21 protein-coding genes are annotated in these 17,970 nt (G+C 68.9%); 8 read left to right on the top strand and 13 right to left on the bottom strand.

All coding sequences use genetic code 11. The annotated features are described in order from the left end of the window. Positions 1-45: 45 nt before the first annotated feature. Positions 46-726: a ferritin-like fold-containing protein gene (locus tag ACIBL3_RS24380; RefSeq protein ID WP_396355833.1), complete on the bottom strand. Its 681-nt coding sequence runs from the start codon at positions 724-726 to the stop codon at positions 46-48. A gap of 317 nt (positions 727-1,043) precedes the next feature. Between ACIBL3_RS24380 and ACIBL3_RS24375 the strand changes: the two genes are divergently transcribed. Together ACIBL3_RS24375 and ACIBL3_RS24370 are read left to right on the top strand one after the other, a co-directional pair. Then, positions 1,044-2,633, top strand: coding sequence for a DEAD/DEAH box helicase (locus ACIBL3_RS24375; RefSeq protein WP_396355832.1), 1,590 nt, complete (start codon positions 1,044-1,046; stop codon positions 2,631-2,633). Positions 2,634-2,734: 101 nt separating this feature from the next. Beyond that, a complete protein-coding gene (locus ACIBL3_RS24370; protein ID WP_396355831.1) occupies positions 2,735-3,628 on the top strand; it encodes a DUF4349 domain-containing protein in 894 nt (297 codons plus the stop codon). A 1-nt stretch (position 3,629) separates the two neighbouring features. Here ACIBL3_RS24370 and ACIBL3_RS24365 read toward each other — a convergent pair whose 3' ends face one another. Then, on the bottom strand, positions 3,630-4,379 hold the full coding sequence (locus ACIBL3_RS24365; protein WP_396355830.1) for a ParA family protein: 750 nt from the start codon (positions 4,377-4,379) through the stop codon (positions 3,630-3,632). Between the two features lie 85 nt (positions 4,380-4,464). On the opposite strand from ACIBL3_RS24365, the gene ACIBL3_RS24360 reads away from it, so the two are divergent. Both ACIBL3_RS24360 and ACIBL3_RS24355 read left to right on the top strand, forming a co-directional pair. Next, positions 4,465-5,946 (top strand): MFS transporter, encoded by a 1,482-nt coding sequence (locus ACIBL3_RS24360; RefSeq protein WP_396355829.1) that lies wholly within the window; start codon positions 4,465-4,467, stop codon positions 5,944-5,946. A gap of 19 nt (positions 5,947-5,965) precedes the next feature. Next, positions 5,966-6,823 carry an alpha/beta fold hydrolase gene (locus tag ACIBL3_RS24355; RefSeq protein WP_396355828.1) on the top strand — a complete coding sequence of 286 codons (858 nt, stop codon included), beginning with the start codon at positions 5,966-5,968 and terminating at the stop codon, positions 6,821-6,823. On the opposite strand, the gene ACIBL3_RS24350 is transcribed toward ACIBL3_RS24355, so the two are convergent. Further along, entirely contained in the window at positions 6,824-7,867 is a 1,044-nt protein-coding gene (locus tag ACIBL3_RS24350) for a hypothetical protein (protein ID WP_396355827.1), read from the bottom strand. Next, positions 7,864-8,370, bottom strand: a complete 507-nt coding sequence (locus tag ACIBL3_RS24345) for an RNA polymerase sigma factor (RefSeq protein ID WP_396355826.1) — start codon at positions 8,368-8,370, stop codon at positions 7,864-7,866. Before ACIBL3_RS24345 ends, ACIBL3_RS24350 begins: the two co-directional genes overlap by 4 nt. 39 nt (positions 8,371-8,409) lie before the next feature. Between ACIBL3_RS24345 and ACIBL3_RS24340 the strand changes: the two genes are divergently transcribed. From ACIBL3_RS24340 to ACIBL3_RS24330, 3 genes are read left to right on the top strand one after another with little or no spacing between them, the layout of a single operon-like run. Then, positions 8,410-9,396, top strand: coding sequence for a hypothetical protein (locus tag ACIBL3_RS24340; RefSeq protein ID WP_396355825.1), 987 nt, complete (start codon positions 8,410-8,412; stop codon positions 9,394-9,396). After that, positions 9,393-9,707, top strand: a complete 315-nt coding sequence (locus tag ACIBL3_RS24335) for a hypothetical protein (protein ID WP_396355824.1) — start codon at positions 9,393-9,395, stop codon at positions 9,705-9,707. Before ACIBL3_RS24340 ends, ACIBL3_RS24335 begins: the two co-directional genes overlap by 4 nt. Positions 9,708-9,734: 27 nt before the next feature. Continuing rightward, a complete protein-coding gene (locus tag ACIBL3_RS24330; protein ID WP_396355823.1) occupies positions 9,735-10,031 on the top strand; it encodes a hypothetical protein in 297 nt (98 codons plus the stop codon). Positions 10,032-10,230: 199 nt separating this feature from the next. Here the strand turns inward: ACIBL3_RS24330 and ACIBL3_RS24325 are convergent, their stop codons facing one another. Together ACIBL3_RS24325 and ACIBL3_RS24320 are read right to left on the bottom strand one after the other, a co-directional pair. After that, positions 10,231-11,130, bottom strand: coding sequence for an IS3 family transposase (locus tag ACIBL3_RS24325; protein ID WP_396355822.1), 900 nt, complete (start codon positions 11,128-11,130; stop codon positions 10,231-10,233). Positions 11,131-11,132: 2 nt separating this feature from the next. Continuing rightward, a complete protein-coding gene (locus tag ACIBL3_RS24320) occupies positions 11,133-11,426 on the bottom strand; it encodes a transposase (protein WP_396355821.1) in 294 nt (97 codons plus the stop codon). Between the two features lie 73 nt (positions 11,427-11,499). Between ACIBL3_RS24320 and ACIBL3_RS24315 the strand changes: the two genes are divergently transcribed. Continuing rightward, positions 11,500-11,766 (top strand): hypothetical protein, encoded by a 267-nt coding sequence (locus tag ACIBL3_RS24315; RefSeq protein WP_396355820.1) that lies wholly within the window; start codon positions 11,500-11,502, stop codon positions 11,764-11,766. On the opposite strand, the gene ACIBL3_RS24310 is transcribed toward ACIBL3_RS24315, so the two are convergent. The 7 genes from ACIBL3_RS24310 to ACIBL3_RS24280 form a co-directional block, all read right to left on the bottom strand. Then, positions 11,756-12,712, bottom strand: a complete 957-nt coding sequence (locus tag ACIBL3_RS24310) for an ATP-binding cassette domain-containing protein (RefSeq protein ID WP_396355819.1) — start codon at positions 12,710-12,712, stop codon at positions 11,756-11,758. The two genes, ACIBL3_RS24315 and ACIBL3_RS24310, sit on opposite strands and share 11 nt — an antisense overlap. 3 nt (positions 12,713-12,715) lie before the next feature. Further along, entirely contained in the window at positions 12,716-13,531 is an 816-nt protein-coding gene (locus ACIBL3_RS24305; protein WP_396355818.1) for an ABC transporter permease, read from the bottom strand. Further along, positions 13,524-14,321 carry an ABC transporter permease gene (locus ACIBL3_RS24300; protein WP_396355817.1) on the bottom strand — a complete coding sequence of 266 codons (798 nt, stop codon included), beginning with the start codon at positions 14,319-14,321 and terminating at the stop codon, positions 13,524-13,526. The genes ACIBL3_RS24305 and ACIBL3_RS24300 overlap by 8 nt, the downstream gene beginning before the upstream one ends. A gap of 234 nt (positions 14,322-14,555) precedes the next feature. After that, positions 14,556-15,428 (bottom strand): alpha/beta hydrolase, encoded by an 873-nt coding sequence (locus tag ACIBL3_RS24295; RefSeq protein WP_396355816.1) that lies wholly within the window; start codon positions 15,426-15,428, stop codon positions 14,556-14,558. 62 nt (positions 15,429-15,490) lie between these two features. Further along, the gene (locus ACIBL3_RS24290; RefSeq protein ID WP_396355815.1) at positions 15,491-16,384 is read right to left on the bottom strand and encodes a RecB family exonuclease; all 894 of its coding nucleotides are present in this window, start codon (positions 16,382-16,384) and stop codon (positions 15,491-15,493) included. A gap of 1 nt (position 16,385) precedes the next feature. Then, positions 16,386-17,003, bottom strand: a complete 618-nt coding sequence (locus ACIBL3_RS24285; RefSeq protein ID WP_396355814.1) for a MarC family protein — start codon at positions 17,001-17,003, stop codon at positions 16,386-16,388. Next, positions 17,000-17,884, bottom strand: coding sequence for a PHP domain-containing protein (locus ACIBL3_RS24280; protein ID WP_396355813.1), 885 nt, complete (start codon positions 17,882-17,884; stop codon positions 17,000-17,002). Before ACIBL3_RS24280 ends, ACIBL3_RS24285 begins: the two co-directional genes overlap by 4 nt. Between the last annotated feature and the right edge of the window lie 86 nt (positions 17,885-17,970).

Below are 17,970 nucleotides of genomic sequence, written 5' to 3'. Positions count from 1 at the left end.
CAACGGCCGCCACCCCACCCCGGGGCAGGCGGCCGTTGCCGTGTCTCAGGCCTGCAGGCCGAGGGCGGTCATGCGGGCGGTGTGGGCCTCGGTGAGGCGGGTGAACATGCGGCCGATCGCGGCGAGGTCGAGGCCCGGGCGGTCGACGCTGCCGGCCAGCAGCGCGGCCAGCGAGTCACGGTCGGCGGCGATCCGCTGCGCCTGGCTCAGCGCCTCACCCACCAGGCGGCGTCCCCACAGCGCCAGCCGGCCGCCGAGCTTCGGGTCCTCCTCGATCGCGGCCCGGACCCGGTCCACCACGAACTCGGCCTGCCCGGAGTCGGCGAACACCTCGAGCACCAGGGACCGCGTCTCCGCGTCCACGAACGAGGCGATCTCGCGGTAGAAGTCGTTGGCCAGGCCGTCCCCGACGTACGCCTTCACCAGGCCCTCGAGCCAGTCCGACGGGGCCGTGTGGTCGTGGAACGCGTCCAGCGGGGTGACGAACGGCTGCATCGCGTCCATGGGGTCCACCCCGAGTGCGACCAGCCGGTCCCGCAACCGCTGGAAATGGCCGAACTCGGTCGTCGCCAGCGCGGCGAGCTCCGCCTTGTCGTTCAGCGTCGGCGCCAGCTTGGCGTCCTCGGCCATCCGCTCGAAGGCGATCAGCTCGCCGTACGCGAGCACTCCCAGCAGATCCACCGCCGCGGCCCGGTAGGCGGGATCATCAAAGGCCGTCTGCTCCATGCCCGGCACCCTATCGGGCCACCGGGACGAGTGGCGCAAACCACACGAAGCGGCGTTGACAGCTTCAGCGGTTACACTGGTGGGCGATTCGCCGGTGACGCGCCCAGATGGGCAAGCTGGTGCGAGGTGCTTGCACAGTGTCCCCGCGCCTCACGAAGGGGCTGCACAGCCCCAGGCGCCCGGCCACTGACGCAACTGTCCGTACAAGCATGTGAGAGGCGATCAGCCTGACCACCTTCCGAGAGCTCGGGGTACTGCCCGAGATCTGCGACGCGCTCGACCGCGTCAACATCGTGGAGCCGTTTCCGATCCAGGAGATGACACTCCCCGTTGCCCTGATGGGCACCGACCTGATCGGCCAGGCCCGGACCGGGACCGGTAAGACGCTCGGCTTCGGCATCCCGCTGCTGCAGCGCACCATCTCCCCCGGCGAGGCCGACTACGAGGAACTCGCCGCGCCCGGCAAGCCGCAGGCGCTGGTCGTCACCCCGACCCGCGAGCTGACCATCCAGGTCGCCAAGGACCTGACCACCGCGTCCACCGTCCGGACCGTCCGGGTGCTGACCGTGTACGGCGGGGTCGCGTACGAGCCGCAGCTGGACGCGCTGAAGACCGGTGTCGACGTCGTCGTCGGCACCCCGGGCCGCCTGCTGGACCTGGCGAACCGGGGTGTGCTCGACCTGAGCCACATCAAGGTGCTGGTGCTGGACGAGGCCGACGAGATGCTCGACCTCGGCTTCCTGCCCGACGTGGAACGCATTCTGCGCAAGACGCCTGAGCTGCGCCAGACGATGTTGTTCTCGGCAACTATGCCGTCGGCCGTGATCGGCCTGGCGCGCACCCACATGCGGCACCCGCTGAACATCCGGGCGGAGTCGCACGAGGACACCCAGATGGTGCCGACCACGGCCCAGTTCGTCTACCGCGCGCACGACCTGGACAAGCCCGAGGTGGTGGCCCGGATCCTGCAGGCCGAGGACCGCGGCCGGGTGATGATCTTCTGCAAGACCAAGCGCGAGGCGTCCCGGCTGACCGACGACCTGCAGGACCGCGGTTTCAAGGCGGCCGCGATCCACGGGGACCTGAACCAGCAGGCCCGGGAGCGGGCGCTGACCCGGTTCCGCGGCGACAAGATCGACGTCCTGGTGTGCACCGACGTCGCCGCCCGCGGGATCGACGTCGAGGGTGTCACGCACGTCATCAACAACACCTGCCCCGAGGACGAGAAGACCTACATCCACCGGATCGGCCGGACCGGCCGGGCCGGGGCGAGCGGGATCGCGATCACCTTCGTCGACTGGCCGGACGTGACCCGGTGGAAGACGATCAACAAGGCGCTCGACCTTCCGTACGACGAGCCGCAGGAGATCTACTCGACGTCGCCGGAGCTGTACCACGACCTGGGCATCCCGCACGAGGCGAAGGGCCGGATCCGGCAGGCTCGGGAAACCCGGGAGGCGCGGGAGGACAAGCCCAGGCGCCGTACCGAGGAGAGCGGCGAGCGGGAGGCGCGCAAGCGGTCCCGGACTCGTAAGCGCACCCGGGCGGGTCAGCCGGTCGAGGGCGACGACAAGTCCGAGGCCGACGTCACCACCAAGACCCAAGTGCCGCCGACCGAGGAGTCGTCGACCGAGGCCGCCGAGGCGCCGCGCGAACGCAAGCCCCGCAAGCGCACCCGCACCCGGAAGTCCGCGGACGCTCCGGCCGAGGCTGCCGCCGAGGTGGTTGCGGACGAGCCGACAGAGAAGCCGGTCAAGCGCACCCGGAGCCGCACTCGCAAGACCGCAGCAGCCAAGGCCGAGGCCCCAGCAGCCGAAGCACCGGCCGAGGCGCCGGCTGCGCAGGCTGCTGAGGCGCCCGCTCCTGGGACCAGCCCGACCCTGCCGACCTTCACCGCTCCGGAGTGACCTGCGCGTCGCCCGACCGTGGCTGAACAGTGATCTGAGCCTGCAACACCCTGCCCCGTGGTGGCCGTCCTAGCGGTAACCACGAGAGAGGGGCATGCGTGATGAGGCGGATCAAGACTGCCGCGGCCGGGGTGGCGTTGCTGGGGATGGTGTTGCTGGCAGGGTGCTCCGGCACGAGCGACACCAGCGAATCCGGCGCGGCCGCGCCGGCCTCCCAACAGGACGCCGGCAGCGGTGAGGCAGCGGACGGCAAGCAGTCCGGGAGTGCACCGCAGGGACAGGACAAGCCGGCAGCTCAGCCGACACTGACTCGGGCGATCATCAAGACCGGGTCGCTCACCATCGAGGCCGAGGACGTGAACGCCCAGCGACAGCAGGCGATCACGGTGATCTCCGGGCTCAAGGGGCAGGTCGCCTCCGAGGACACCGGGAGCGACGACGAAGGCAAGATCAGCCGCGCGAACCTGGTCCTGAAGGTGCCGACCGCGTCGTACGAGACCGCGATCCAGCGGCTGTCCGAGCTCGGCAAGCCGATGCAGATCCACCAGGAGTCCAGCGACGTCACCGAGCAGGTGGTCGACGTGGAGAGCCGGATCGCCACCCAGCGCGCCAGCCTGGAGCGGATGCGCACCCTGCTCACGAAGGCGACCACGATCGGCGAGATCGTCTCGGTGGAGACCGAGCTGACCCGGCGTGAGGCCGACCTCGAGTCCCTGCTGGCGAAGCAGAAGAACCTCGCCCTGCAGACCGAGCTCGCGACCCTCGCACTCACGCTGACGGCCAAGGACGAGCCGCCGGCGCCGACCGACCCGGATCGCGGGTTCGTGGCCGGATTGAAGGGCGGTTGGGACGCGTTCGCCGCGGCGTTCGGCTTCCTGGCGACCGCGCTCGGTGCGCTCCTGCCGTTCCTCGTGCTGCTCGCGCTGATCGCCGTACCGCTGTGGAAGGTCCGGCACCGGGTACGGCGGCAGCCGGCCCAAGAGAACGCGCCGTAAGTCAGAGCAACGCGCCGGCCAACGCCCGGTAGGCCTTCGCACCGGGCGAGGCCGGCGACGTGCTCAGCACGGTCTCGCCGACCGCCGGCGCCTCCGCGAACCGGATCGACTTCGGGATCGCCGGTTCCAGCACATCCAGCGAGTAGGTGTCGGCGATCGTCTCCAGCACCGCGCGGGCGTGCGTCGTGCGGCCGTCGTACAGGGTCGGCAGCACGCCGAGCACGTTGAGGCCCGGGTTGGTCAGCCGCTGCACGTCGTGGATCGTGTCAAGTAGTTGCCCTACGCCACGATGTGCCAACGTCTCGCACTGCAAGGGAATCAGTACGTCGGACGCCGCCGACAGCCCGTTCACCGTCAGCAGACCGAGCGTCGGCGGGCAGTCGACGATGATCCAGTCGTACGACGCTCGCAGTGGGCGCAACGCGGTCCGCAGCACCTGCTCGGGGCCGCTCTCGCGGGCGAGCTGCACCTCGGCAGTGGCCAGGTCGATCGTCGCCGGCAGCAGATCCGGACCGTCCTCGAAGTCGACCAGCACCTCGCGAGCCTTCACGCCGCCGAGCAGCACGTCGTGGATCGACTTGTCCAGGTCCTCGGGGTCGATACCTATCGAGAACGTCAGGCAGGCCTGCGGGTCCAGATCGACCAGCAACACGCGTTGACCGCGCTCGGCCAGGGCAGCGCCGAGCGTCGCGACGGTGGTCGTCTTCGCCACGCCGCCTTTCTGGTTGGCAACCGCCATCGTGCGAGGCACCCGGCCATTGTGCCGCACGCCGGAACGCCGGATCGCACCGCGGGGGTTGACCTCAACCACGCTTTAACACCCAGCATCGGTGGGCATGGACCAGATGACAGCGACCACGGAGGTCAGAGCCGGGCGGCGGGAGTGGCTGGGGCTCGCCGTACTCGCACTGCCCACCATCCTGATCGGCATGGACGGCACGGTGCTCCACCTCGCCGCCCCGGCACTCAGCGCCGACCTCGGGCCCAGCTCCTCCCAGCTGCTCTGGATCATCGACGTGTACGGCTTCGTCGTGGCCGGGCTGCTCGTCACCATGGGGACGGTCGGCGACCGGATCGGCCGCCGTCGGCTGCTGATGATGGGCGCCGCCGGATTCCTGGCCGCGTCAGTCCTGGCCGCGTTCGCCACCAGTGCCGAGCTGCTGATCGCGGCTCGCGCACTCCTCGGTCTGGCCGGCGCCACGCTGATGCCGTCCACGTTGTCCCTGCTCAGCAACATGTTCCGCGATCCCGGTCAGCGACGGCTGGCGATCGCGATCTGGATGACCAACTTCATGATCGGCGGCATGGCCGGTCCGCTCGTCGGCGGCGTCCTGCTCGACCACTTCTGGTGGGGATCGGTGTTCCTGATCGGCGTGCCGCCGCTGATCGTGCTGCTGGTGACCGCGCCAATCCTGCTGCCGGAGTTCCGCCACACGCACGCCGGGCGGATCGACCTGGCCAGCGTCGCGCTGCTGACGGGCGCGATCCTCTCGGTGGTGTACGCGATCAAGGAAACCGCGAAGGACGGGTTCCACCTGAGCAACCTGGGGATCGCCGCGGCCGGAGTACTCCTTGGATGGGTGTTCGCGCGGCGGCAGCTGGGGCTCGCGGAACCGTTGATCGATCTGCGGTTGTTCCGCCGGGCTGCGTTCAGCGCGTCGCTCGGGGCGCAGACGTTCGGGTTGTACGTGCTCGCGGCGATGCAGTTCCTGACGGTTCAGTACTTCCAGCTGGTGCTCGGCATGTCGCCGCTCGAGGCCGGGCTGTGGATGCTGCCGATGATGGTCACCGGGATCGTCGGGACGCTCGGTGGGCCGTGGGTGGTGCGCCATCTGCGGGCCGGTACGGCGATGACGCTCGGCTTCGCGGTCGCCGTACCAGGACTGGCTCTGATGGCACTCACGGACCGCTTGCCGATCGTGATCGGCCTGGCCGTCGCCAGCCTGGGCATCCAGGTGGTGCTGGCCCTCACGTACGACGTCATCGTGAGCAGTGCGCCGCCCGAGCGGGCCGGAGTGGCGTCCGGCATGGGTGAGACGGGCACTGAGCTCGGCATGGCGCTCGGGATCGCGATCGCAGGCAGCCTGGTCACGGCCGTCTACCGGGCTGGAGTCCCAGCCGACGCACCGGAGGCTGCACGCGACACGCTGAGCGGCGCGATTGCGGCTGCTGACCGCTTGCCTGGCCCGGTCGCCGAGCAGCTGCTGTCGCTCGCGCGTGAGGCCTACACGGACGGCGTACAGCTGGCGGTTGTGGTCAGTGCGGCCATCGTGATTCTGCTCGGCGTGGCCACGGCCACACTGGTTCGGACGGACTGAGCGGATAGTCTCTTTACTTGTGAGTACGCCACGTTCGCTGACGTTGCCCGACGGGGTCCACCCTGCGACCCTCGAGACCGACCGTGGGTCCTTCGCGACCTTGATGGCGGTGCCGGACATCGGTACACCGCTGGGCACTGTGCTGCTCGTGCCAGGGTGGACCGGCAGCAAGGAGGACTTCACCCCGCTGGTGGACCACCTGTGCCGCTACGGCTGGCGCACGGTGGCGGTCGACCAGCGCGGCCAGTACGAGACCCCCGGTCCAGTTGACCCGGCGGCGTACTCGCTGGCCGAGCTCGGCGCCGATGTGGTCGCGATGAGCAAGGCGCTCGGCGGCTACAGCCAACTGGTGGGGCACTCGTTCGGTGGACTGGTTGCCCGTGAGGCGGTCCTCACCGATCCGTCGGTGTTCTCGACGATCAGCCTGCTGTGCTCCGGCCCGGCGGCGTTCACCGACGAGGCGAAGCTGCAGGGCCTGCAGATGCTGGCGTACGGGCTCGACAAGCTGCCGATCGAGCAGGTGTACGACCTGAAGCTCCAGCACGACAGCCTGGCCGCGGGGTACGTCGCGCCGCCCGAGGAGATCGCTGCCTTCCTGCGCAAGCGGTTCACCGGCAACGTCCCGGTCAGCCTGGCCGAGATCACCCGGCGGCTGATGGACGCGCAGGACAAAACCGATCAGCTGGCGAAGTCCGGCGTACGGGCACAGGTCCTGTACGGCGAGGGCGACGACGGCTGGCCGCTTCCGGTCCAGCGCGAGATGGCTTCCGTGCTCGGCGTGGAGGCGGAGGTCATCCCGGACGCCCTGCACTCCCCCGCCATCGAGCAGCCGGCCGCGACCGCCAAGCTACTGGTGCGGTTCTTCCACGACCGCTGACTACTTGACCGGCTTGACCGAGACCTCGAGCTGGAAGTTGTCCAGTCCGGCCGGAGCCAGGGCGGCTTTCAGCTTCTCGTCGTACACGAGGGCCGTGATCCCGAACTTGTCGATGTCGCCGGGGCCGTAGGCGTAGACGCCGAGGCCCTTGCCGATCAGGTCGCCGACCGACGCGCCGATCCTGGCCAAATCGGTCTTGCTGTACTTCACCTGGTGAACGCAGAGGTTGCCGTCGTACACCTTCTCGAACGCGGTCCGGAAGGCTGCGGGATCGACGTGCGCGACGCCGATCGTGTACACCTCCGGCGCGCCGGGCACGCGGCCCTTCGGGTACAGCAGCCGGGGATCCGTGGCCTGGTTCTCCCGGCCGGCGAGGAAGTCGGCCACGGCGGCCTTGTCGATGGTGTTCGGAACGGTCTTCCAGCCGCCCGCCGGCGCCGGGCACGGCACCTCGTCCGGTGGGACCTTCAGCCCCGCTGTGATGGACCGGGTCTCCGGCCTTTCCTGGTCCTGGACGTCGATCGTCCGGCCGGTCCAGACACCGGTCACGATGGCCTGACCGGTGCGCACGCCCTTGATCGTCTCGGCGCCGGCGAGTTTGCTCAGGTCGAGGTTCTTCAGAGTCACGGCGTACTGCGCCGGACAGGACGGGGCCGGTTCCTTCCCCTTCGGCCACCCGATCGCGGCTTGCGGCAGCGGCGGGCAGTACACCGGGTCCTTCCCCGGTACGGCGATCACCTGGCCGCCGACCCGGACCCGGTCACCGTCGCGCACCAGCAGGTCGTCTTGGTTGCCTTCAGCAAATGACTGGGGGGTCTCGCTGGTTCCGGCAGTCGGCTCTTGGTTGCCCCCGGGCAGGACGGTGAGCGCCGCGGCGGCGATCGCGGCGACGCTGGCGGCGGCCAGGGCCGGGACCCAGGCGCGGGGGCGGCGACGACCGCCCATGATCCGGTCCAGGTCGGGCTCGGGGGCTGACGGCTGATCCGCACGCCACCGCGCACCGGCCCGCGCCAGCAGGTCGTCGACCTCGTCGGTCGGGTTCATTCGGTCACCTCCAGCAGGGTGCGCAGGCGGGCCCGCGCATCGGACAAGGTGGACTTGACGGTGCCTTCGGTGCAGCCCATCACCGCGGCCGTGTCGGCGATCGACAGGTCGGCGAAGTAGTAACAGTCCACCGCGAGGCGTTGCCGTGCCGACAGACTCGTGAGCGCGTGGTCGACGTCCATCCGGGCGTCCAGGTCCGGCCGCGACACCGGTCCGTCGTGCTCCTCCAGCTCCCCGGCCGGCCGCAGCCGCCGGGCCGCCTTCCGGGCCTGGTCCGCGGTGATCGCGAGCAGCCAGGCCGAGGCGGTCCCACGACTCGCGTCGTACTGACTCCGCTTCGCCCAGGCCCGCGTGAGCGCCTCCTGCACAATGTCGTCCCAGTCCGCACCCACGGCAAGCCGAGCCGCCAACCGGGCCATCGGGGGCAGGTGCGGCCGCACCCACTCCGCAAACCCGGCCCCGTCCGAAGGCGGCCCCACCACCACAGCCGGCTCTTCCGTCATCGTCGGCATACCTCGTCTACCCCCGAATCCCACTTCCGGTTGGGTCCCTACCCGAAATCCAACGACCCCACCCACCCCAAGTCACACCCCCACCCCATCCGTAACCACCCCGACTTATCCACAGATCCCAATTCCCACCCCACAGCCCCTTCCTCACTCACTACCTTCGAAGAAACCAATCGACCTGGGGAACTCATGCCAACTGCCCTCCACAACCTCCCCGAGCCCACCGACCTGCACGCGAGCCTCACGGTTGAACGACCCCTCGACTGGGGTGCACCGATCGCAACGAAGGCGGAGATAGCCGCCAAGTACGGCGCGGGTGCTGCGGCGGAGAGCCTCCGACGGCTGACGAAGGCGGCGGCCGTCGAGGACCGGATCACCGCTGCCGTGATCTCGGCCCTTGGAGCCGACGCCGCGCCGTACCACCTGGCCAACCGGCTGAAGTCACCCGAGTCGCTGGCCCGGAAGCTGGTGAAGTACGCCGACTACTACCGACGCTCAAACCACGACCCGGAGGATGTCCTTCGCTACACGGCCGCGGTGAAGCATCCGGATGAGATCACGAAGGCCGCGGTCAGGGCGATCGAGCGCCTGCAGAACCAGCAGTGGCAAATGGAGTCGGCGATCCACTCCTACGTCGAAGGCAGCCGCTACAAGGGATTGCACGCCTTCCTGCGCAGTCAGGGGGAACGCATCGAGTTGCAGGTGCATTCGGGCGAGTCGATCGACGTGAAGGAGCAAACGACACCGCTGTACGAGATCGAACGCGATACCAAGCAGCCGCGCGACCTGCGCGATGCGGCGCGGCGCGAATGCATCGCGCTGTCGGACCGGATGGCGCAGCCCGCCGGAATCGACGACCTCGTAGAACTCGGCGGCGTCGCAGTCCGCGCCGTTAGCTACGGTAAGCAGAGTCCGACACACCGAGCTGATCAGGCTAAGCCCCGGGCGGGCGCTGCCGGTGTCGCACAACAGCCAACGCACCAGCCGACGCAGGATCGGCGGAACGGGATGGGGAAATGACGCGGTTGTACCTCGTGAAGGACGGGGAGCGGGAGTTGTGGGTGGCGGCGTTGGTGGATGAGGACGTTTGGACGTACGTCGCCAACACGGGAAAGTTCCACCGGAACGAGGGAGCCCGGCACGACTACTACTTCTTGAACGAGCTGGAGTACGCCGAAATCGGCATCGCCGAGGCCCAGCGACTGATGCGCTCCGGCGTCGGCACGGTGGACGAGCAGGAGCTGGCCGACTCACTCCAGCGGTGGCGCGACGACCCGGACGGCATGCATCCCGAAATCGTCTTCGCCTCCCTGGCCGCCGACCTCGCCTAGGTGCTGATGGATGTGAGTCTGTACGTCGTGAGAGACGGGGAGCGCCTCCTGTGGCTGGCGGCTGTTGTCGGCGAGGATGTCTACGGTTTTGTACCGGACACGGGGAAGTTCCACCGTAACGAGGGGCTGCGGGACGACTTCTTCGTGGACCAGGAGCTCCAGTACGAGCAGATCACGGTGTCCAGGGCCAAGGCTCTGATCGACGCCGGTCTCGACCCACTCGACAGTGAATGGATGACAGACCACCTGACCGAATGGCAGGCCGACCGCAAAGCCTTCGTCCCCGAGCAGATGTTCGCCACAGTCATCGCGGACCTCCGATGAAGCTCTACCTGGTGGACGGCAATCCCCTGAAACCGTAGAGACTTGAGATTTGGTGTTTCGGTCGTTGGCCGGTCTCCCGCTGGCTGCCCGGCGGGCTCGGCCGGAGTCGGGGTCAGGGCTGGCCGGAGGCCACCCCGGAGGGGCTTGGCCTTGACGTCGGCGAGGGCGAGGTCAGACTCGGTGTGCGGGAGCTGGTCGTTTATGCTGCCTGGTCGTGGTCTGGTTCGTGGCCGGTGTGGTGGGTGAGTTCGTAGTCGATCGGGGAGCGCATGCCGAGCGCGGAGTGGCGCCGGTCGTGGTTGTACTCCTCGATCCAGGCCGCCACCCGGGTGCGGGCCTGGGTCTTGGTGTGGAAATGCTCGAGCATGCGCAGCTCGAATTCGACGGTGGAGTGCCACGCTTCGATGACGGCGTTGTCCAGCGCCGACCCGGCCCGGCCCATGGACTGGGTGATGCCCAGTCGGGTGCAGGCGGCCCGGAAGCTGCCGGCGGTGTACTCGCTGCCCTGATCGGTGTGCATGATCACCCCGGTGACGGCTTCGCGGCCGCCGCGGACCGCGACCGCCATCACCAGCGCGTCGTAGGTGAGCTCGGCGTCGTGGTGTTCGCTCAGGCAGAACCCGACGATCCGCCGCGACGCCATGTCCAGCACGCTGGCCAGGTGCAGCTTGCCCTCGTCGGTGACGATCTCGGTCCCGTCGCCGTACCACTTGCGGTTCAGCTCGCCGGCACCGAAGTCGCGGCCGATCAGGTCTGGTGCCCGCCACTTCCCCCGGCCGGGGCGGGTGGTCTGCTTGCGGCGACGTTTCCGCCGAGCCTGCAACCCGAGCTCGGCCATGAGCTTGGCGATGGTGTTCTTGCTGACCCGCCAGCCCTCATCGCGCAGATCGGCGGTGATCCGCGGCGACCCGTACTTGCCCTGGTGGGCTGCGAACCACCGCCCGATCGCCACCTTCAGCTGTTCGCGACGGGCATGCTGCGGTGAGGCGTCGCCATGTCGCCATTTGTAGAACCACGCCTGGCTGACCCCCAGCGCCCGGCAGCTAGTCGCGTGTGGCACGCCGTGTTGCTCCCTCTGGGCGGCGATGAACGCGGCCACGGCTACCGGCCCATCGCGTCCTTGACCCAGAGGGCCACGCTGCGCTTGAGGACATCGCGCTCCATCGCCAGCTCGGCGTTCTCCCGACGCAACCGAGCCAGCTCTGCCCGCTCATCCGCACTCAAGTGCCCGTCACTACCGCGAGCCCGCCGGTCGGTGGCCACCCAGTTCGCCAGCGTGCCCGAGTTGATGCCCAGCTCGCGGGCTACCTGCGCGATCGGTTTACCCGTCTCCCGGACAATCCGGACCGCGCCCTCGCGGAACTCCCGATCAAACTTCCGTCGTGCCTCCGCCATCGCCCTCACCTTCTAAGGGGATGTCTCCACGCTACGAGGGGAAACCCAGGAAGAAGACGAGCGACGTGTCTGGGTGGCGGCGTTGGCGCACGAGCACATGTATGCCTATGTGGCCAACACGGGGAGGTTTCATGACAACAATGCCTTGCGCAACGACTACTACATGGAGCGCTGGTTCTCGTACACGGAGATCGGGCCGGCGGAGGCTCGGCGGCTGATCGACGAGGGGGCGATCGGCCGGCTTGACGACGATTCCGAGGCGCTGGAGCGGTGGCGGGCCGATCCGAGACCTCTGAAGCCTGCGGATGTGTTGGCTATTGCGGCTGGGGTTAACCCTTGACTGGTTGGGTGTAGAGCTGGGTTATGACGGATTCGATGGTGGGTTCGGCGATGGTGAGGTCGACCAGGGGGTAGTTGGCGGCGATCTCGGCCAGGAGGGGGGCTGCGCTGGTGGTGGTGGGGAAGGTGAGGTGCTGGCGGGGGCCGTCGACCTTGATGACGGTGGCGCCGGGCACGGTGATGGGAGGGAGGGAGGTGGCCAGGTCCACGACCAGGGTTCGGGGAGCTGACTGGCTGGCTTTGAGGCGGGTCAGGGTGCCGTCGAAGATCTGGCGGCCGTGGTCGATGACCATGACGCGGGAGCACAGGGCCTCGATGTCGTCGAGGTCGTGGGTGGTGAGGATGACGGTGGTACGGCGTTCCGCGTTGACCCGGGCGAGGAACTCACGCAACCGGGCCTTGCTGATCACGTCCAGGCCGATCGTCGGCTCGTCCAGGTAGACGATGTCCGGGTCGTGCAGCAACGCGGCCGCGATGTCGCCGCGCATCCGCTGGCCCAGCGACAGTTGACGGACCGGTACGTCGAGCAGGTCCTCGAGGTCGAGCAGTTCGACGTACGTCGCCAGGTTGTCGCGGTGCCTGGCGAGCGGGACGCCGTACATCTTCTGCAGTACGGCGAACGAGTCCTTCAGCGGAAGGTCCCACCACAAGGTGGTGCGCTGGCCGAAGACGACGCCGATCCGCTTGGCCAGCTTGAGCCGGTGCCGCGACGGGTCCACGCCCGCGACCCGGATCGTTCCGCCGCTCGGCACCAGGATGCCGGTGAGCATCTTGATCGTGGTCGACTTCCCCGCGCCGTTCGGCCCGATGTAGCCGACCACCTCCCCCGGCTCGACGGTGAACGACAGGTCGTCCACGGCGTTCACGACGCGGCGGGTACGGCGGAACCCGGCCCGCGACGTCACCGTGAAGGCACGGGACACGTTCTCCAACTCGATGACTGCCACTGCTCAACTCCCTGTACTGCGGTAGCGACGGAGACCGCCTCGCCACGCCAACGACGCCAGCGCGACCATCACGACGGCGACCAGCGGGGACAGCAGGCCGATCCAGGACGGCAGGCCCAACGGGGCCGGTTTGCCCAGCACGAAGAGCACCGGGTAGTAGTTGACGAAGGCAAGCGGTACGACGAAGGTCACGGCCCGCACGATGTCCTTGCCGAACGCGCTCAACGGGTACTGCGTCAACGTCTGGCCGCCGTAGGTGAACGCGCTGGCCACCTCGGCGGAGTCGATCGCGAGGAACTGGAACGCCGCGCCGAGGACGAAGATCGCGGCGAAGATCACCGATCCGAAGATCATCGAGAACGGCAGCATGATGCCCTTGGCAACGGTCCAGTCGACGTCGAGGTTGGTCAGTGCGAAGACCAGGACGACGGCCGCCTGCAGCGGCCGGCCGATCCGGCGGAGGGCGAACTCGTCCGCGGCGGTCTGGATGAACGCCGGCACCGGGCGGATCAGGTACACGTCCAGCGAGCCGGCGCGGATCCGCTGCCCGACCCGCTCGATCGATCCGGTGAACAGATCGGCCAGCCCGAGCGTCATCGAAGCCGTTGCGTAGAGCAACGCCATCTCCCCGAGGCTGAACCCGCCGAACGCGTCGATGTGGCTGAACATCAGCACGATCGCCGCGAAGTCCGTCACCGTGATCAGCATCGTGCTGAACAGCATCAGCACGAACGACGCCGGATAGGCCAGCGCCGACCGGATCCACATCAGGACGAGCATCCAGTACTGCGCCGGCGCCCGGCGGAGCCGCTCAACCACCCTGGATCACCACCTTCCGGGTCGCGAACAACGTGACGAGCTGACCGGCCAGCAGCAGCACCAGGAACCAGCCGAACTGGAACAGCAGCGCGGACCCGATCCCGCCGGGATTGCGGCCGAGCCAGATGTCGATCGGCACCTGCAGGGTCGCGGCCCACGGCGTCGCCCGGGCGAACTCGCCGATCCAGCCGGGGAACACCACCAGCGGCAGGATCGTGCCGGAGAAGAACAGCGACAGCACCAGCGCCAGCGCCTCCATGCCGCGCGAGTCGGTGATCCAGAACCCGGACAACGCGACCAGGTACCGGATGCCGAAACTCACCAGGATGCCGAGGACCAGGCCGAGCGCGACCGCCAGCCAGGTGAGCGCATCGGAAGGGAACACCAGGTCGAACACCAACGCACCGATGAGCAGCGGCGCACCACCGCGCACGATCAACTGGAACATCGCCCGGCCGAGATCCACCGAGAGCCACCACAGCATCAGGTGCGTCGGCCGGTACAGGTCGACCGCGATCTCCCCGCTGCGCACCCGCGCGCCGAGCTCGACCGTGGTGGTCGCACCGAAGATCCCGATCGGCATCAGCAACCCCTGCTGCAACCACACGAACGTCAGCGCGTCCGCCACGTCGTACCCGCCGAGTCCCGGCCGCTCGTGCCAGAGCGTCAGGTACACGCCGCACAGGATGAACCCGAACACGGTGTTCGTGAACGCGCCGGACGCGGTGGCGATCCGGTACGTCGAGAACCGGCGGAACGACCGTACGCCGATCGCCCAGTAGACGCCCACGGCAACCTCCTCTCATAGCTGCGAGGTGGTGTCCGATCGCTCCAGCGGCACGCAGAACTACCCCGGATCTGGAAAGACCCGGGGGTTCGGACACCACTGTGACGGCATGGCAATCCACACCGTTGTCAAGGAAAGGCTCGTGACGCTACGCCGGTCCACGGCCGGCAGTCAACTGGTTTCTTCCCCACGCGCCCGGCCGGGAGGGGACCCCTCAGACCCCGCCCGGCCGGGGGTTCAGGTGAGTTCGGCTTCGAGGAGGCGGGAGAGGAGGGTGGCGAAGGGAGCTGGGTGGGTGGCGTAGCCGGTGTGGGGGCCGGGGAAGGTTACTACGGGCCAGCCGAGGTGGTCGGCGAGGACTTGGATGGGGCGGCCGGGGAGGTATTCCGCGGAGTCGTGGCCGGCGGCGGGGACGATTTTGTGAGCGACCTGTTTGAGGGCGTCCAGGTCAGGTTCGTAGCGGGTGAACGGGAGCAGTTTGTGCTCGTAGAAGCTCGCCGCGTTGGCGCGCATTCTCCGGAACAGCTCCTGGTACTCCGGCAGCAGGTCCTCCACCGGCGGCGGTTCGTCCTGGTCCATCCCGGTGCCGATCGAGAACAGCACGTCCGCCGCGTCGAGCCCGTCCCGCCGGTAGGTGTCGTACACGTCCTGGAAGAACGCGGCGGCGTCGGTCGCATCCGGCAGCACCTCCACGCACGGCGGCTCGTGGGCGACCAGCATCCGCACCCGTTCGGGGTAGCGCGTGATCAGCTCGAGCCCGGTGATCGCACCAGAGCTGCTGCCGAACACGTACGCCGGTGAGTCGCCGGCGACCGCGTCGATCACGGCCAGCGCATCCTCAGTCGCCTGCGCCACGACCTCGTCGGCGGAGTCGGCGGCCTCGGCGTCACACCCGTCCACGGGCTCGGCGTCGTAGCGGCTCCTGGAGTTGCCGCGTGGGTCGTACGCCACCACTGTGTAGTCGGCCGAGAGCTGGCCGACGATGCCGCTGAAGATCCCCGCGTCCGTCCCGCCACCGGCGATCAGGAGCAGCACCGGCCCGGAGCCCGTCACCTCGTAGTGCAGCGTCGCCCCCGGAACCGGCAGCTTGTTCACAGTCTTCGCACCCATGCCGCCACCATCCACCACCCCGCTGGCACCCCACGCACATACCGCTGGCACGGGCGAGGAGATCAGCCCGCGTCCTCCACCGCCACCGGCACGCTGTCGTCGAGCCCGGCCCACGACTCGCGCGGCGGCGCCACCCGGCGGCCCTGCGGGCAGATCCGCGCGAAATCACACCACCCGCACAGCGCCGAAGGCTCCGGCGGAAACGCCTCATCGGCCTCAGCCGGAGTCAACCCCTCATGCCACCGAGCCTCAGCCGCCGCCGCGTCGTCCGCGATCGACTCGGCCCGACGCTGGTGCCGCGCCAACGAAGCGTCGTCATGATCGGCAGCAGCAACCGTGTTGGTCGGCAGATGATGCAGCTCGACGCGCGTACACGGCTTGTGCAGCACCCGCCGCGCACCCAGCACATACAGCGCCATCGCCAGCGACGACCGAGCGTCCGCGGTGGTCAGCGGCCGACGGCCGGTCTTGTAGTCGACAATCGCCAACTCGGTCCCACCGCTACCGTCGCGGGCGGGCCGCTCGTCGATCCGGTCCACCCGGCCGCGCAGCGACGCCCGCTCGGTCGTGAAGGCGACCGTACGCTCCACTCCGCGCGGCTCGTAGTACGGATCGGAGTCCCGCAGGTACCCCAGCACCATCGACGTCGACCGCTCCCGCCAGTCGAGCGACTGCACCTCGTCCCGGAAGCCCTCGCTGCGCCAGCTCGACCGCATCTTGGCGACCACTTCGTCAGGGGTACGGCGGGAGGCCGGCCAGCGCCCGAAGAAGTCGGCGAGCACCTCGTGGACGACCGCTCCGACCGTGTTGTGGGCCCACGGTGGCCCCTTCGGCGGTCGCGGCGTCTCCAGGTAGGTGTAGCGGTACTTCCGCTTGCAGTCGGTGAAGGTGAGCAGTTTCGTCGGCGTCGCGACGAACAACCGCGTCGGCATCCCGGGCAGCATGTCGTCACTCATGTCAGCCGGCCTTGATGAAGTCGGTGACCGCGTCCGCGACCAGCTGTACGGCGATCGCGCTCAGCAGCAGGCCCGCGATCCGGGTGACCAGGAGTACGCCGTTCTCGCCGAGGATCCGCATGATCACGCCGGAGAACCGCAGCGTCAGCCACATCACCAGGTGGATCAGGATGATGCCGACCGAGATCGCCACCACGTCCGGCAGCGAGCCGTTCGCGCGCTGGACGAAGACCATGGTGGCGACGATCGCACCCGGTCCGGCGAGCAGCGGCGTACCGAGTGGGACGAAGGCGATGTTGACGTTCTTGGTCTGGACCGGATCCTCGGCCGTGTCGGTCAGCAGCTGCAGCGCGATCAGCAGGAGCAGCAGACCGCCGGCGGCCTGCAGGGCGGGCAGCGTGATGCCGAGGTTGTGCAGGATCTGCTGGCCGAAGGCGGCGAACACGACGATCACGCCGAACGCGACCAGCACCGCCTGCCAGGCGGCCTTCTTCCGGACCGCGCGGGACTGGCCGGCGGTCAGCGAGATGAACACCGGCACCGTGCCCGGCGGGTCCATGATCACGAACAACGTGACCACGACCTCGCTGAGCAACGCCAGATTGATGACATCGTTCACGGGAGGTAGGCCTCGGGCACCTGGGCGTCGGTGGCGGCGGCAGCGTTGGCCTTGGCGACCTCGAGGAGCCGTTCGAACTGTTCCGGCTCGGTCGAGTTCACCCCCAGGTCGTGGTCGATCTTCCCGACGCCGTGGTGGTCGCTGGAGCCGGTGTAGATGATGCCGAGGTCCTGCGCGATCTCGCGCAACGCCGTCCGGGACTCCTCCGAGTGGTCCTGGTGGTCCACCTCGATCCCGGCCAGCCCGTGGTCGTCGACCAGGCGGCCGATGGTGTCCGCGGTCATCACCTTGTAGCTGGACCGGCCCCACGGATGAGCGATGATCGGCACGCCGCCGGCCTCGCGGACCAGGTCGATCGCGCGGCCGGGCTCGATCGCGTAGTGCGACACATGGCCGGGCTTGCCGTCGGCCAGGAACCGGTCGAACGCCTCGCTGCGGTTGGCGACCGTCCCGTTCGCGACCAGCGCGTCGGCCACGTGCGGCCGGCCGACGGACGGCGTACCGATCGCTTGGGCCAGCACCTCGTCGACGGTCAGGGCGACGCCGAGGCCGTTCAGCCGGGCCACGATCGACGGGATCCGGTCGGTGCGGCCGTCGCGGACGATCCGCAACTCCTCGGCCAGCGCCGGGTACGACGGGTCGGGCAGGTACCCGAGGAGGTGCACGCTGATCCCGCGCAGCTTGCAGGAGATCTCCAGGCCGGGCACGAACCCGATACCGAGCCGCTCCGCGGCGATCCGGCCGTCGGCCCACCCGTCGGCCGTGTCGTGATCCGTGAGCGCGATCACGTCCAGGCCGGCCCGCTTGGCGTGCGCCATCAAGACGTCCACCGGGTCGGTGCCGTCCGAGCGGTTCGAATGGGTGTGCAGGTCGATACGCACGAGCGGTGCCGGATCCCTTCCATGGACAACTGTCACGGCTGATGCTATCCGTGACCGCCCCCTGATCCGGGCGGTTGTCCCCAGGC

The organism is Kribbella sp. NPDC050124 (assembly GCF_044460355.1).
GTDB lineage: Bacteria > Actinomycetota > Actinomycetes > Propionibacteriales > Kribbellaceae > Kribbella.
This window is presented reverse-complemented; position numbering and strand designations above follow the sequence as displayed.

What these genes read in the sequence shown, in the direction of transcription:
- ACIBL3_RS24380 (WP_396355833.1), bottom strand. Translation starts at nt 726, where the DNA reads ATGGAGCAGACGGCCTTTGATGATCCCGCCTACCGGGCCGCGGCGGTG.
- ACIBL3_RS24375 (WP_396355832.1), top strand. Translation starts at nt 1,044, where the DNA reads ATGACACTCCCCGTTGCCCTGATGGGCACCGACCTGATCGGCCAGGCC.
- ACIBL3_RS24370 (WP_396355831.1), top strand. Translation starts at nt 2,735, where the DNA reads ATGAGGCGGATCAAGACTGCCGCGGCCGGGGTGGCGTTGCTGGGGATG.
- ACIBL3_RS24360 (WP_396355829.1), top strand. Translation starts at nt 4,465, where the DNA reads ATGGACCAGATGACAGCGACCACGGAGGTCAGAGCCGGGCGGCGGGAG.
- ACIBL3_RS24350 (WP_396355827.1), bottom strand. Translation starts at nt 7,867, where the DNA reads ATGAACCCGACCGACGAGGTCGACGACCTGCTGGCGCGGGCCGGTGCG.
- ACIBL3_RS24345 (WP_396355826.1), bottom strand. Translation starts at nt 8,370, where the DNA reads ATGACGGAAGAGCCGGCTGTGGTGGTGGGGCCGCCTTCGGACGGGGCC.
- ACIBL3_RS24335 (WP_396355824.1), top strand. Translation starts at nt 9,393, where the DNA reads ATGACGCGGTTGTACCTCGTGAAGGACGGGGAGCGGGAGTTGTGGGTG.
- ACIBL3_RS24320 (WP_396355821.1), bottom strand. Translation starts at nt 11,426, where the DNA reads ATGGCGGAGGCACGACGGAAGTTTGATCGGGAGTTCCGCGAGGGCGCG.
- ACIBL3_RS24295 (WP_396355816.1), bottom strand. Translation starts at nt 15,428, where the DNA reads ATGGGTGCGAAGACTGTGAACAAGCTGCCGGTTCCGGGGGCGACGCTG.
- ACIBL3_RS24290 (WP_396355815.1), bottom strand. Translation starts at nt 16,384, where the DNA reads ATGAGTGACGACATGCTGCCCGGGATGCCGACGCGGTTGTTCGTCGCG.